This window comes from Aestuariivirga sp., assembly GCF_020252395.1.
Classification (GTDB): Bacteria; Pseudomonadota; Alphaproteobacteria; order Rhizobiales; family Aestuariivirgaceae; genus Aestuariivirga.
Genome location: NZ_JADCDB010000028.1, coordinates 100,637 through 114,969, shown reverse-complemented (window position 1 = coordinate 114,969; position 14,333 = coordinate 100,637). Strand labels below are relative to the sequence as shown.

The window sequence follows — 14,333 nt, the reverse complement described above, 5'->3', positions numbered from 1 at the left end:
TATATAAGGATATAATCATACGCGGGCAGGTCCCGCGCATCCTTTTCGCGGCCGGAAAAAAGATGGCCAGGACGGGCCCGGCCAGGATGACGTTTCAAAAAAGCCGCGAGCTCCCTACGAAACTCCCAGCTTCTTCTGCAGGCTGGAGCTCGACGTCGTATACTGGAACATCAGCCGCTCGCCCGGGTTCTTCAATCTGAACGCTTTCTGCGCCATCAGCGCGGCCTCGTGGAAGCCGGACAGGATCAGCTTCAGCTTGCCGGGATAGGTGTTGATGTCGCCGATGGCGAAAATGCCCTCGACCGAGGTTTCGAACTTCTCGGTGTCGACGGGGATCAGGTTCTCATGCAAGTTGAGCCCCCATTCGGCCACCGGGCCGAGCTTCATGGTGAGGCCGAAGAAGGGCAGCATGGCGTTGCAGGCAATGTCGAAGCTCTGGCCGTCATTGCCCTTCACCGTGGCGGCGGAGAGCACCCCATGCTCGCCCTTCAGGCCCGTCACCTGGCCAAGCTTGAAGGACATCTTTCCTGCCGCGACGAGCTCGCGCATCTTCTTCACCGAGTCGGGTGCGGCGCGGAAGTCGTCGCGGCGGTGCAGCAGGGTGAGGCTCTTCGCGATGGGCTGGAGATTGATCGTCCAGTCGAGTGCGGAATCGCCGCCACCCACGATCAGCACGTCCTTGCCGCGCAAGGCCTCCATCTTCTTCACCGAATAGAAGACGGAAGAATTCTCATACGCCTCGATCCCGGGGATCGGCGGCTTCTTGGGCTGGAACGAGCCGCCGCCCGCCGCGATCACCACCACCTTGGAGCGGAAGACGAGCCCGCCATCGGTCTCGACCTCGAAGCCGGCGTCGCCCAGCTTCTTCACGCCCGTGACCATGTGGTTGTAGTGAAACTCTGGGTGGAAGGGCTTGATCTGCTCAAGCAGGCGCTGGGTGAGATCGGCCCCTGTCACCACCGGAAGCGCTGGAATGTCGTAGATCGGCTTTTCGGGATAAAGCTCGGCGCACTGGCCACCGGGCCGGTCGAGGATGTCGATCACATGGCAGCGGATATCGAGCAAGCCCAATTCGAACACGGCGAAGAGACCGCAGGGGCCGGCGCCGATGATGACGGCATCGGTGGTGATCACGTCCGTCATGGACCAAGCCTCCTCAGAACTGCTTCTCGGGAACTTTCACGCGCAGGCCATCCAGCGCGTCGGAAATCTTGATCTGGCAGGACAGGCGGGAATTGTCGCGGACATCGAAAGCGAAATCCAGCATGTCCTCTTCCATCGGGTTGCGGGCACCCACCTTCTCCCCCCAGCCCGGCTCGATATAAACATGGCAGGTGGCGCAGGCGCAGGCGCCGCCGCAGTCGGCGTCGATGCCGGGCACCTGGTTCTTGACGGCGGTTTCCATGACCGACATGCCGGGAAGCCCGTCCACAGTCTGCTCGTTGCCGTTGTGCTGGATGAAGGTGATCTTGGCCATGATGTATCCGCGGGAAAGGCGTTCGTTTTTTCGAACGGGGTTCTAGGGGATCGTCTGGCGAAACACAACTGCGGGCGCGTCAGGTCACGGCAACGGGTAGGCCGATCCCGCCGCCTGCGCGAATTCCGCCGCCGCCACCCTCAGCCCCTGGAGGCGAAGCAGCCGCACGCCGGGCTCGCCCGGAAAGGCGAGGGTTTCCAGGCAGGCCGCGAGGTTTTGCAGCTTCTGTGCCCCCACGGCGCCGCTGGCTCCCTTCAGCGCATGGGCAGCAAATTTCCACTCGGCCGCGGTTGCCGCATCGTCAAGACGCTGCAGCGTGACCGGCAGCTGGGCCAGGAACAGCCCCAGCACCTCCACTGCAAGCTGTTGATCATGCATGGTATTGTGCTCAAGATCGAGGCGGTCGAACACCGCGCTGCCGGCGCCGGGCTTGAGCTTTGCATTGGCCATGACGGAGACTCCCACACACCCAGCCGCAGCCTACGCGCCGAGCCTGAGCAGATGGTAAAGGAAGCCCGTCCTGTCCGCATTTTCCGCAAATTTTTCAATGTGCCCATGGCCTTTAACCAAATTTTAAATATTCATGTCCGGCAGGCCGATGGCGGGTTCAACCGGCCCTCCCGATGGGCTATGGTAAAGTTTGGGAAACCGCGTACCGATTCCGCCCGGACAGAAAAACCCCGGTTCGGACAATATCGGACGCGGCTGGGGCAGCGCGGCCTCCCAAAGGCGGCCGCTGGTTCGTATTTGTGCGGGAATTGACACATGGCCAACACCACCGACACGCGCCGTTCTGACCGTCGCCAGGCCGACGCCGACGCCATAAGGCGCGAGGCGCCGAGGCTGCCGGGTGAGCCGGTCAAGGGCCGCCCCGCCAACGAGAACGATCCCGGCACCGCCATGCTGCTGGCCAAGATGCGCCGGCGGCCGTCCTTCTCGCCTTATGCGCTGGTGGCGGTGATCCTCACCGCGCTGTGGGCCGGCGGCTGGTTCTTCGCCAATTCCGGCGCATTCGGCGGCGGCGCCAATGCCGCAGCGGCGCTGCAGGCGCTGGCCCTCCTCCTCGTGCCCGCGGCCGTGATCTGGATCGGCGCCTTCACCCTGTGGCGCGCGGCTGACATGCGCCAGGTGTCGGAAGCCCTGTTCCAGTCCGCCATGCGCCTCGTCCGCCCGCAGGACATCGCCACCGAGGGCCTTACCACCATTGCCCAGGCGGTGCGTTCCGAGGTCGATCTCCTGGTCGGCGGCGTCGAGCATGCCGTGCAGCGCGCGGCGGTGCTGGAGGAGATCGTGCACAAGGAAATCGCCGCCATCGAGCGCGCCTTCGGCGGCAACGAGGAGCGGATCCGCAATCTTGTGGCTGGCATCGAAAACCAGCGCTCGGCGCTGCACCAGGCCGCACTGCTCATCTCGAACGACACCAACCCGCTGATCACCAGGCTCGAGAACAACACCAAGAACCTCGACGGCATCATGATGGCCGCGCAGGACACGCTGGGCCGGCTCGAGGGCGGCCTGCGCGAGATCTCGGGCTCGATCGTCAACGCCATGGAGGACATGGCCGGCCGCGCCAGCGCCGCGGGCTCCGAAGTCTCGCTGCAGACGGCCCACATGGAGGATGTCTCGACCCTGATGCTGGGCCAGCTGCGCGACTTTTCGCGGCAGGTGGGCGGCCACATCGAGCAGATGAGAATAGCCTATACGGCGCTGAACACCGAGACGGTGGATTTCAGCCGCAACGTGCAGGACATGGAATCGAATGTGACGGGCCTCGTGCGCAACGCAGTCGATTCGCTCGCCGCCGTTCACGAGGACATTTCGCGCGTCATCGAGCGCTCGAGCGTCGCCTCGGCCGACCAGATCCGCCAGCAGGTGGCGGAACTCGCCGAGGTCGTGCAGACCACCGGCAGCAATCTCGGCTTCCACCTCAAGTCCGTCGCCGAGGACGTCACCGGCAATGTCGAGCGCGTCAGCTTCGAAACCTCGCGGCTCCTGGAACAGAGCCGCGCCATGGTCACCCAGGGCATGCAGACGGTCGCCACCGACTATATCGAGCGCGTCGCGCAGTCGCGCGCCGAGCTCATCACCTATCTCGACCAGTCGGCGTCGGGCGTTGCCGCCGCGGTCGGCGAGGCGACCGAATCGGCCGCCAGCCGCCTCGACGCGGCGGGCACGCAGTTCCTCACCGGCCTCGACCAGACCTCGGCGGCGCTCCTCGAGGAGCTGGGCTCGATGAGCACCGGCGTCTCCGGCCGCATCGAGCAGACCACCGGCCGCCTGATCGGCGAGATCGGCAACCGCGCCGAAACCATTATCGCCAGGCTCGACGATTCGGCGGGCGGCGTGTTCTCCCGCCTCGACGAGCAGGCCGGCCTCATCTCGACCCGCGTGGAGGAAACCGCCACCCGCCTTCTCTACGCCATCGAGGACCGCACCGCGGCGGCCGCCGCGCGCGTCGGCGAGGCCTCGGGCCAGGTTCTGGCGGCGCTGGACCAGCAGAACCTCGACTCGGCCGGTCGCGTCACCGAATCCGCCGCCCGCGTCGAAATGGCCATCGCCCGCGCCACCGATGAGTTCACCGCCCGCATCGCCGCCTCGCAGGACGGCATCGTGTCGCGCGTCGACGACGCCGTCTCGGCGGCGCTCGCCCGCCTGGAGGACACTTCGGCGGAACTCCGTGCACTGATAAACCAGTCGAGCGGCGATGTGCTGAACCAGCTCGGCGGCCGCACCCGCGACATGCTGGACCAGCTCGACAACGTGCTCGGCGCCGCCAACACGAGGCTCACCGAGGCCGCCACCGCCTTCCACACCGTCATCGGCCAGACCAGTGACAAGCTGGAGGACCGCATCGGCGTTTCGGGCGAGGCGCTCAGCGCCCTCATGACCACCGCCGTCGAGACCGCCCGCTCGCGCATCGACGAGGCCTCGGGCCTGTTCCACTCGATCGTCGAGCAGGCGACCGGCAACATGGAATCCCGCCTCGGCACCTCGACCACGCTGATCGAGGACCAGGTGTCGCGCGCCATCGCCGCCGCCACGGGCCGCCTCGACGACACCACCCGCATGTTCCAGGAGCTGATCGGCGCCGCCTCGGAGCAAATCGAGCGCCGGGTGGACGGCGCGGCCGAGCGCTACTACGGCCAGATCGAAACCTCGGTCAGCGCCGCCACGGGCTCGCTCGACCAAGCCAACAAGACCTTCCAGGACGTCATCACCGGCACCGCCGGCGCCGTGGTCGCGCAGATCGGCATCGCAACGCGCGAAATCGTCGGATCGGTCGAGACCACCGTGACCGAGGCCTTCGGCCGCTTCGAGACGTCCGCCACCTCCTTCCAGGCGCTCGTAGCAGGCTCGGCGGACGATCTCGAGCAGAAGGTCGATGGCGCGGCGGAACGCCTCTTCGTGCGGATCGCGGAGACCGCAGCGCAGGTCACGAACCAGATCGACGACGTCAACGAGCGCGTCTCCAGCCGCCTCGGCGAAACGGCGGGCAGCGCCACGGCGCGCATCGAGACCGCGGCGCGCGGCATCAACGAGCTGATGACGCAGACCAGCGCCACTGTCGCCGCCCACCTCAAGGACACCGCCGGGATCGTCAACCGCGAAATGGCCGAATCGGGCGTGGCGCTGGCCGAGCGCATCGAGAATTCGGGCGGCCAGGTCACCGACAAACTGATCACCGTGTCCGACAGCTTCACCCACAATCTGGCCCGCGCCCGCGAGGACCTGCTGACTATGATCACCACCTCGTCCGAGGACGTGACCAAGCGCCTCGCCGACACGACGATGCAGCTCTATGCGAAGCTCGACGGCACCACGAGTTCGATGACGGGCCAGCTGGAGCAGACGGCCACCAAGCTCTACACTAGGCTCGACCAGGTATCGGCCCACATGTCGGGGGAGCTGGAGAACACCGCCCAGCGCATCACCGACTATATCTCGACGTCCGCCGGCGATGCGGTGACCAAGGTCGCCTCGGTCACCGACCGGCTCACCACGCAGATAGACAATTCCTCCCAGCAGCTGGGCCAGCTCATCGACCACACCTCGGAGCGCCTGGGCAGCCAGCTCGACCAGGCGGCAACCGATCTCTCGGCGCTGTTCGGCAACTCGACCGAGACGCTCACCCGCCGCCTTGACGAGACCTCCTCGCATCTCTCGGAGATCTTCACCACCAATACCGGTATGATCAACAGCCAGCTCGAGGAGACCTCGGCAAAGCTGCAGGACCTGTTCGCCAGCAACACCGGCAAGATTTCGGAGGAGCTGGGCGAAACCTCGGAGCGGCTGTCGAACCTGTTCTCGGCCAATGCCGAGCGCCTCAGCGAGACGCTGGACACGACATGGAACAGCTTCTCGGGCCTGTTCAACGACAAGACGGAGGCCCTGACCGAGCAGCTCGACCGCACCTCGGCGGACCTGAACGAGCTGTTCATCGCGAACACCCGCATGATGGCGCAGCAAATTGACCAGACGGCGACCGAGATGACCGGCAGCTTCTCGGAGACCGCGATGCGCGTCACCCAGCAAGTGAGCGACGTCAACCGCGTCATGGCGCAGCGCCTCAGCGATGCCTCTGCCGAGGTCACCTCGCAGCTCGACAGCGCCGGCACATCCATGCTGGCCCGCATCGAAAAGACCGCGGAGGTCCTCCGCCAGCGCTTCGACAATTCGACCGGCATGCTGGAGCGCGTCACCGGCGAGCTCAACGACAAGCTGGACGGCACGGGCCTGCGCTTCGCAGACATTCTCGACCAGGCGTCGAGCGCCATCCTCGCCGATCTCGGCAAGGCCAGCCAGTCGCTCAGCCAGGAACTGGGCTCCACCACGGCGGAGATCACCAGCCGCATCGCGCGGGATTCGAGCGAGCTCTCGTCCCGCGTCGAGCAGGCGGCGCGCGATCTCGAGCAGGTTTCGGCCACCACCGCGGCCAAGCTCGAGGACGCCAACCGCAAATTCGCCAAGCACGTGGAAACCGCCACGAGCTTCCTGGCCGAACAGCTGGCAAGCGCTGCGAGCGCCATGGACGAGCGGCTGGAGACCGTGGCGGACGGCCTCACAGGCCGCCTCGAGGGCACCTCCACCCGGGTCTCCGAGCGCCTCGACGACGCCGCCACCTTGGTGCAGCGCTCGATCGAACGTTTCAATGGCGAAATCGAACGCGTGCTCGCCGACAGGAAGCAGGCGCTCGAAATCCTGGTGGCGAATGCCGCCACCCAGACCCGCGACATCGACAAGGTCATGGGCAGCTACATGACCCTCATCGAGGAATCGCTCACCGCCTCCGAGGCCAAGGCGCGCGACATCGGCCGCATCGTCGCCGAGCAGTCGGCGCTCGCCACCCGCAACCTCGAGGAGGAGATCGAGCGGCTGGCGGAAACCTCCGGCGGCCAGATCGCCCAGGCTGTGCGCGTGCTGCGCGACCAGCACGAGCGCGCCATGGCGGCGATGAACGAGATGCTCTCCTCCACCGCCACCGACTTCCAGCAGACCGCGCAGGACATGCGCCTCACCGCCCAGCAGGTGGTGAAGGACATCGACACGGCTCGGAACGATCTGCTCCGTGCACTGACGGACCTGCCCGAGGAGACACGCTCCAACGCCGACGCGATGCGCCGCGTGGTGGCCGACCAGATCGGCGCCCTGGCGGCCCTCGCCGACGTGGTGAAGCGCCAGGCCGGCGCGCTGGACGTCTCGGGCCCGGGCGCCGCCGCGATCGGCCGCGGCAAGCCGCTCACGAAGAACTGACGCGCCGGCGGAAACTCCGGTGCGCCTGACGATCGCCGAGGAGCGCTGGCCCATCGCCGGCAGCTTCACCATCTCGCGCGGCAGCAAGACCGAGGCCCATGTGGTGACGGTGACGCTCGAAGACGGCGGCGTCGCCGGCCGCGGCGAATGCGTGCCCTATCCGCGCTACGCGGAAACCGTGCCGCAGACGATGGCCGCGCTCGACGCCGCACGCGGCCGCATCGAGGCCGGCATGGCGCGGGGCGACATCGCTTCGATCGTCGCGCCCCGCGCCGCCCGCAACGCTCTCGACTGCGCGCTGTGGGACTTGCAAGCCCGGAAGGCGGGACAGCCAGTCTGGCGGCTCGCGGGCCTTCCCGAACCAAAGCCCGCCGTCACCGCCTATACGCTGAGCCTCGACACGCCCGAAGCCATGGGCGAAGCAGCGGCAAAGGCGGCGGAGCGCCCCCTCCTCAAGCTCAAACTGGGCCGCGAGGGCGATGCCGAACGGCTGAAACTGATCCGCCGGAACGCGCCGTCGAGCCGCCTCATCGTCGATGCCAATGAAGGCTGGAGCCCCGGCAATCTGGGCGCGATGCTCGCCGCCTGCGCCGATGCGGGTGTCGAACTCGTCGAACAGCCGCTGCCCGCGGACAATGACGATGCGCTGCTTGGCCTCCCCCGCGCCGTCACCGTTTGCGCCGATGAATCGGCGCATGGTCTTGACACGCTCGACCGGCTCATCGGCAAATACGATGCGATCAACATCAAGCTTGACAAGACCGGCGGCCTGACGCCCGCCATCGCGCTGGCGCGTGCCGCGCGTGAGCGCGGCCTTGGCATCATGGTGGGCTGCATGCTGGCCACCTCGCTCGCCATGGCCCCGGCCTTCCTGCTCGCGCCCCTCGCCGAGGTCATCGACCTCGACGGACCCCTGCTGCTGAAGCAGGACCGCTCGCCCGGGATCCGCTTCGACGGCAGCCTCATGCAGCCGCCGCCGCCGGCCCTCTGGGGCTGATCGCCTTCAGCACCAAGGCCAGAGCGAAGGCCACGCCCGAGATCGCCGCCATGACGAGGAAGGCGCCGCCGCCCAGCCCGGCATAGAGCGCGCCCGAGGCCCACATGGCGCCCGACAGCAGCACACCGCTGGAGAGCACCGCGAACATGCCCTGGGCCGTGTTGCGCATATTGGCCGGCACGCGCTCCCGGATATAATGCATGGTGCCGAGATGCGTGAGCCCGAAGGATCCCGCGTGCAGCGTCTGGACGAGAAACAGAATGCCAAGCGGCGGCGCCAGCGCCGTGACCATCCAGCGCAGCGTGGCGATGCCCGTGCCCAGCATGATGAGCCGCACCGCGCCGAAAGCTTTATAAAAGCGGTTGGAGAAGGCGAACATCACGACCTCCGCCATCACGCTCGCCGCCCACAACATGCCGATCACCGGCTTCGAAAGCCCAAGCGATTCGAAATAGACCGAGCCGAAGGCATAGAGAAAGCCGTGGCTTGCCTGCCCCAGCCCCGCCGCCAGCATGAACATGAGGAAGCTCGCGGCACTCACCACAGCGAGGAAAGCCGGCAGACCGATTGGCTCCGCCCTGGCCGCCGCGCGCACCGCCTTGTCGGCGGGCAGCAGCAGGCTCGCCAGCGCGCCCAGCGCCTGGGCGCAGGCGATAAGCAGGATCACCGACCCAATGGGAATCGCCTCCAGCAGCATGCCCGCGCCGAGGCTCCCCGTCAGGAAGCTGAGCGAGGCCCAGAGCCGGATACGGCCATAGTCGATACCGAAATGGGCGCTGCCCTCCACCGCCAGCGTCTCGGTCAGCGGCACGATGGGGGCGAGCAGCGCCGCCGCCAGCATGCCGGTGACCAGGATCGGCCAGAAGCCGGTCATGGCGGAGAGCAGGAAATAGGCCGCGGTGGAGCCGAAGGCGCAGGCGACGATCACCGCCCGGCGGCGCTGGGTGAGGTCGGCGATGAAGGTGCCGAGCGGGATCCCCAGGATGCGCACCCCCATCATCAGCGCCACCACCAGCGCAACCTGCTGGTCAGGCAACCCCCGGTCCTTCAGCCAGAGCGGCAGGAAGGGCAGCTGAATGCCGCTGCCGAGGAACAGCACGGCATTGAACAGCGAAAGCCTGAGGCTGAAGTTGCGGGAGGGCATGGTTTGCTGCGGTTTCGGTTGAACCCGCGTCTAAACGAAAGATTCACCACTCGCCACGATTATGAAGGACAGTGTTGCCCTGTGGCTGGCGCAGGGGATGGGGCATGTCCGCCCCGGACAGTTTGTGTGAGTGGAGTTGCGTATGCCGCCCAGAGAAGTGCCGCCGCGCGTCCGGCCGGCCCGGCTTGAACCCGGGGACTTCGACGATATCCGCGAGGCGGTGATGGAAACCCCGCGCGGCCGCTGGTTCCTCGACGAATTCTCGGCCAGGCTGCGCCGGGCGGAAGCATCCGGCCTTCAGGAAAGCATACGGCGGCTCGAAACCGCCATCGCGTCGAACCATGACGAGGTCATGGCGCGCCTCGCCAGCGTGCTGAACGAAGAGCCGGAAGACAGGCGCGCCGCCGTCCCCATCGAGGCCGAACCGGCCCTCGCCCCCCGCCACATGAAATATTTCCGCGCCGACGAAGATGTTTTCGAGCCGGCGCCGGAGGCCGCCATCGCCCAGGCGCCGCGCCTCGTCGATATTCTGCCGCCGGAGCCCGCCGCTCAGGCGATGCGCCGCCGCATCATTATCACCCGGCGCAAGCCCGGCGAAGCCTTCGACGTGCCGCTGGCGGATGAGTTGCCGAAAGCCTCCTGATCCTCAGATCTCGCGATTCAAGATCCGCGCATAAAGGCCGGGGTCGCAATTGCCGCCCGAGGCGATGACGCCGATCGCCTTGCCCCTGGCCGCGATCTTGCCCGACAGCACCGCGGCGAGCGCCACCGCACCTCCCGGCTCCAGCACGATCTTCAGCACCCCGAAGGCGAAGCGCACGGCCTCCGCCGCTTCGGCGTCCGTCACGGCGAGGCCCTCGCCCAGCAAGCGCCTGTTGATGGCGAAGGTCATCTCACCCGGCGCGGGCGACAGCAGCGCATCGCAGATCGAGCCCGAGGGTTTCGGGTTCGTCTCGATCCTGCCGCTCGCCAGCGAACGCGCATAATCGTCGAAGCCCGCGGGCTCCACCGAATGCACCCTGGCGCCGGGCTGGAGTTGTTCCATGGCCAGCGCCACGCCCGCGGTGAGGCCGCCGCCCGAGCAGCACACCAGAACGCCGTCAAGCCGGATGCCGCGGTCATTCGCCTCTCTGGCGAGTTCGAGGCCGGCCGTGCCCTGCCCCGCAATAATGTCGGCATGCTCGAAGGGCGGCACCATGACCGCGTGGCGCTCCGTCCTGTAGCGCTCGGCGATCGCCTCGCGCGATTGCGTCGCGCGGTCATAGGTCACCACCTCGGCGCCATAGGAGCGGGTGTTTTCCTGCTTGATCGCCGGCGTGTCCGCCGGCATCACGATGAGTGCCGGCAGACCCTTGATCTTGGCGGCGGCAGCCACGCCCTGCGCATGGTTGCCGGAGGAATAGGCGACGACGCCGCCCTTCGCCTTACTGGCGTCGAGCCTCGAGATCATGTTCCACGCGCCGCGGAACTTGAAGGAGCCCGTGCGCTGCAGGCATTCGGCCTTGATCAGGATCCGCCCGCCGGTCAGCGCATTGAGCTTCGGGCTCTCGAGCACGGGTGTCCTTACGGCAAATCCCTCGATGCGCCGCGCCGCCTTCTCGATGTCCCTGAACTCCGGCAGCATGTGACCCCACGTATGTCTCTCCCGTTCCGAGCATAGCCGAGGCCGGGGCGGATTTGCTAGAAGCGGAAAGCAAACCTGGGAAATGAAATGACCCGCGATCCCCGCTACGATATTCTCTTTGAGTCCGTCCGCATCGGCCCCGTCACGGCGCGGAACCGCTTCTACCAGGTGCCGCACTGCAACGGCATGGGCTATCGCGATGCCTCGGCGCTGGCCGCCATGCGCCGCATGAAGGCGGAAGGCGGCTGCCCCATTCCTGCCGAACAAGACCTTTATAAGATTCCCAGACGGGACTGGACTTTGCAGGTTTAAGCCGCCATTTACCCAATTCGCCGAGTGTAAAAGCACCTATTTCAAGGGGATTTCACGAGTGTTGTCGCGTCGCGCCCTCAGCCGCAGCCTTCTCGCCATGGGCAGTCTCCTCGCCCTGGGCACGGTGGCGCTTGCCCAGCAACAGGTGCAGACGGGCTCGCTCGCAACGCCCGCCCCCGCCAAGGCGAAGCCCGACAAGTCACCCAAGGCCGGCAGCCTTGCCACCCAGACGGAGATCGTCGCGGGCCAGGACCAGCAGCCAATGCTGGGCGCCAACTCCGTCTCCGCCATGCAAGGCGCGATTTCGATATACGAGGAGATCGTGGCGGGCGGCGGCTGGGAAGAGCTTGAAACCCGCACCCTCAAGAAGGGAGCCAAGGGCCAGGCCGTGATCGCGCTGCGCCAGCGCCTGATCCGCGAGAATTATCTCCCCTTCGACTCGCTATCCTCCGAGACGGCCGCCGTCTTCGATGACGAGATGGTGGATGCGGTGAAGGCCTTCCAGACCAACCATGGCATCCTGCCCTCGGGCATCGCGGCCGAAAAGACGCTCGCCGAACTGAACGTGCCCGCCGAGACCCGCCTTGGCATGCTGCGCGAGAACCTCACCCGCGTCGAGGCCTATGCCCAGGACCTGACCGGCGACTTCGCCATCCTCGTCAACATTCCGGCAGCCCAGCTCGAGACGGTCGAATACGGCCATGTCTATTCGCGCCACAACATCGTGGTGGGCAAACTCGACCGGCCCTCGCCCACGCTCGTCTCCAAGGTGAGCGACATCAACTTCAATCCCTACTGGAAGATCCCGGCCTCCATCGTCGAGAAGGACATCGTCCCCAAGTACATGGCGGACCCAAGCTATCTCCAGCAGATGAATATCCGCATCTTCGACGGCGTCGAAGGCCCCGAGGTCGATCCCGCGATCATCGACTGGACCACCACGCCGCCGGAACGTTATTTCTTCCGCCAGGAGCCGGGGCCGCACAACTCGCTGGGGTCGGTGAAAATCAACTTCCCCAACAAGTTCATGGTCTACATGCACGACACGCCGCACCGCGAGCTGTTCGGCCGCAACGTGCGCTTCGAAAGCTCGGGCTGCGTGCGCATCGACCAGGTGCAGACGGTGGTGACGTGGATCCTCGACCGCACCCAGGCGCCGCTGGACGGGCCCACCTACGAGGCCCTCATCAACTCCACCGAACAATACGAGCAGCCGGTCGACAACGGCCCCGACGTGCGCTGGATGTATCTCACCGCCTGGGCCACCGACGACGGCCGCGTGAACTTCCGTCCCGACGTCTACGGCCTCGAGGGCACGGATTTCATCTTTGGCCAGCCGCAGCCCAGGACGTATTGAGGTCACGCCAGACCGGCGCGCAGCAGGGCGAAGGCGATCGCCCACATCACCAATCCGATCAGCACTTCGAGCGCCACCCAGGCGCGCGGGCTGGTGAACACCGGGGCCAGCAGCCGTGCGCCAAAGCCGAGCGCCGTGAAAAAGACCAGCGAGGCAATTGCAGCCCCCGCGCCGAACAGCACGTCAAACGGCGCATACTGCGCGGCAATCGAGCCAAGCAGCACCACCGTATCGATATAGACATGCGGGTTGGCCCAGGTGAGCAGCAGGCAGGTCATGGCCACGCGATAGGCAGAACTTGCCTCCACGGCGGACGGCTGCAAGCTTTCGCCACCTCTCAACGCAGCCCGAAAACGCAACGCGCCGTAGCAGATCAGGAACGCCGCACCCACCCAGCGCATGACTTCGCTCAATCCCGGGATCGAGGGCAGCAAGGCTCCGAGAAAGGTGACCCCGGCCATGATGAGCAAGCCATCCGACACCACGCAGATCGCCACGACGAGCCCCACATGCTCGCGCCGCAACCCCTGCCGCAGCACGAAGGCATTCTGAGCGCCGATCGCCAGGATGAGACTGAACCCCGTGAGAAAGCCGGCAATGAGGGCGGTGAGGATGGCTCCACATACGGTGAGACTCTGCAGCAAGAAAGCCCAAACCGCACGAAACGGCGCTAAGGACTTCCGATAATGCGCTGTGAGTTTTCCAAGCCTTGCGGTGCAAACAGCACCGCTCTACCCTCAATGCAAAACAACACGGGACCCTCCGATGACCCGCAGCTACTACGCCCCGCATGGCGGCCTGCCGCCGCAGACCGAGCTCTTGACCGGACGCGCCGTATTCACCGAGGCCTATGCGGTGATCCCCAGGGGCGTGATGCGCGATATCGTGACCAGCGTGCTGCCCTTCTGGGACAACACGCGCGCCTGGGTGATTGCCCGGCCGCTGTCGGGCTTTGCCGAGACCTTTTCGCAATACATTATGGAAGTCGCCCCCGGCGGCGGCAGCGACAAGCCGGAACTGGCGCCGGAGGCCGAGGGCGTGCTCTTCGTGGTCGAGGGTGAGATGACGCTTACGCTGGAGGGCGCGGCGCATCGGCTCACGGCCGGCGGCTATGCCTATCTCCCACCGGGCGCAAACTGGACGCTGAAGAACCGCAGCGCCGCGCCGCTGCGCTTCCACTGGGTGCGCAAGGCCTATGAGGCGGTGGACGGCATCCCGCGCCCGGAGGCCTTCGTCACGTCGGACGAGGAGGTGAAGCCCATTGCCATGCCCGGCACCGAGGGCAAGTGGGCGACCACGCGCTTCGTCGACCCCAGCGACGTGCGCCATGACATGCATGTCAACATCGTCACCTTCGAGCCGGGTGCGGTCATCCCCTTCGCCGAGACGCATGTGATGGAGCACGGCCTCTATGTGCTCGAGGGCAAGGCCGTCTACCGCCTGAACCGTGACTGGGTGGAGGTGGAGGCGGGCGACTTCATGTGGCTCAGGGCCTTTTGCCCGCAGGCCTGTTACGCCGGCGGACCGGGGCGCTTCCGCTACCTGCTCTACAAGGACGTGAACCGCCACATGAAGCTGAAGAGCCCGTTTGCACCCTGAGCATGGGTAACGGCGGTGAAGTCTTGGCGCTGACGTGGCATAAGGGGCGCTGTCGAACGAGGCTCCACCGGC

12 protein-coding genes are annotated in these 14,333 nt (G+C 66.3%); 6 read left to right on the top strand and 6 right to left on the bottom strand.

The features are described 5' to 3' along the window. Nucleotides 1–114: 114 nt before the first annotated feature. The 3 genes from IOC82_RS13315 to IOC82_RS13305 form a co-directional block, all read right to left on the bottom strand. Nucleotides 115–1,143, bottom strand: a complete 1,029-nt coding sequence (locus IOC82_RS13315; RefSeq protein ID WP_290546685.1) for an NAD(P)/FAD-dependent oxidoreductase — start codon at nucleotides 1,141–1,143, stop codon at nucleotides 115–117. Nucleotides 1,144–1,156: 13 nt separating this feature from the next. Beyond that, nucleotides 1,157–1,477: a 2Fe-2S iron-sulfur cluster-binding protein gene (locus IOC82_RS13310; protein ID WP_290546684.1), complete on the bottom strand. Its 321-nt coding sequence runs from the start codon at nucleotides 1,475–1,477 to the stop codon at nucleotides 1,157–1,159. Between the two features lie 84 nt (nucleotides 1,478–1,561). Then, a complete protein-coding gene (locus tag IOC82_RS13305; protein ID WP_290546683.1) occupies nucleotides 1,562–1,927 on the bottom strand; it encodes an Hpt domain-containing protein in 366 nt (121 codons plus the stop codon). Nucleotides 1,928–2,242: 315 nt separating this feature from the next. Between IOC82_RS13305 and IOC82_RS13300 the strand changes: the two genes are divergently transcribed. Together IOC82_RS13300 and dgcA are read left to right on the top strand one after the other, a co-directional pair. Continuing rightward, nucleotides 2,243–7,228 carry a hypothetical protein gene (locus IOC82_RS13300; RefSeq protein WP_290546682.1) on the top strand — a complete coding sequence of 1,662 codons (4,986 nt, stop codon included), beginning with the start codon at nucleotides 2,243–2,245 and terminating at the stop codon, nucleotides 7,226–7,228. Between the two features lie 19 nt (nucleotides 7,229–7,247). Continuing rightward, nucleotides 7,248–8,225, top strand: a complete 978-nt coding sequence (dgcA, locus tag IOC82_RS13295; RefSeq protein WP_290546681.1) for an N-acetyl-D-Glu racemase DgcA — start codon at nucleotides 7,248–7,250, stop codon at nucleotides 8,223–8,225. Here the strand turns inward: dgcA and IOC82_RS13290 are convergent. Then, nucleotides 8,191–9,369 carry an MFS transporter gene (locus tag IOC82_RS13290; RefSeq protein ID WP_290546680.1) on the bottom strand — a complete coding sequence of 393 codons (1,179 nt, stop codon included), beginning with the start codon at nucleotides 9,367–9,369 and terminating at the stop codon, nucleotides 8,191–8,193. The genes dgcA and IOC82_RS13290 overlap by 35 nt on opposite strands. A 142-nt stretch (nucleotides 9,370–9,511) precedes the next feature. Here IOC82_RS13290 and IOC82_RS13285 point away from each other — a divergent pair, with 142 nt between their 5' ends. Continuing rightward, nucleotides 9,512–10,012: a hypothetical protein gene (locus IOC82_RS13285; protein WP_290546679.1), complete on the top strand. Its 501-nt coding sequence runs from the start codon at nucleotides 9,512–9,514 to the stop codon at nucleotides 10,010–10,012. Nucleotides 10,013–10,015: 3 nt separating this feature from the next. Here the strand turns inward: IOC82_RS13285 and IOC82_RS13280 are convergent, their stop codons facing one another. Next, a complete protein-coding gene (locus IOC82_RS13280; RefSeq protein ID WP_290546678.1) occupies nucleotides 10,016–10,993 on the bottom strand; it encodes a threonine/serine dehydratase in 978 nt (325 codons plus the stop codon). Nucleotides 10,994–11,080: 87 nt separating this feature from the next. On the opposite strand from IOC82_RS13280, the gene IOC82_RS13275 reads away from it, so the two are divergent. After that, the gene (locus IOC82_RS13275) at nucleotides 11,081–11,305 is read left to right on the top strand and encodes a hypothetical protein (RefSeq protein ID WP_290546743.1); all 225 of its coding nucleotides are present in this window, start codon (nucleotides 11,081–11,083) and stop codon (nucleotides 11,303–11,305) included. A gap of 58 nt (nucleotides 11,306–11,363) precedes the next feature. Next, nucleotides 11,364–12,662, top strand: a complete 1,299-nt coding sequence (locus IOC82_RS13270) for a L,D-transpeptidase family protein (protein ID WP_290546677.1) — start codon at nucleotides 11,364–11,366, stop codon at nucleotides 12,660–12,662. 2 nt (nucleotides 12,663–12,664) lie between these two features. On the opposite strand, the gene IOC82_RS13265 is transcribed toward IOC82_RS13270, so the two are convergent. Next, nucleotides 12,665–13,303, bottom strand: a complete 639-nt coding sequence (locus IOC82_RS13265) for a LysE/ArgO family amino acid transporter (protein WP_290546739.1) — start codon at nucleotides 13,301–13,303, stop codon at nucleotides 12,665–12,667. 124 nt (nucleotides 13,304–13,427) lie between these two features. Here IOC82_RS13265 and IOC82_RS13260 point away from each other — a divergent pair, with 124 nt between their 5' ends. Beyond that, nucleotides 13,428–14,261 carry a bifunctional allantoicase/(S)-ureidoglycine aminohydrolase gene (locus IOC82_RS13260; RefSeq protein ID WP_290546676.1) on the top strand — a complete coding sequence of 278 codons (834 nt, stop codon included), beginning with the start codon at nucleotides 13,428–13,430 and terminating at the stop codon, nucleotides 14,259–14,261. Nucleotides 14,262–14,333: the final 72 nt, after the last annotated feature.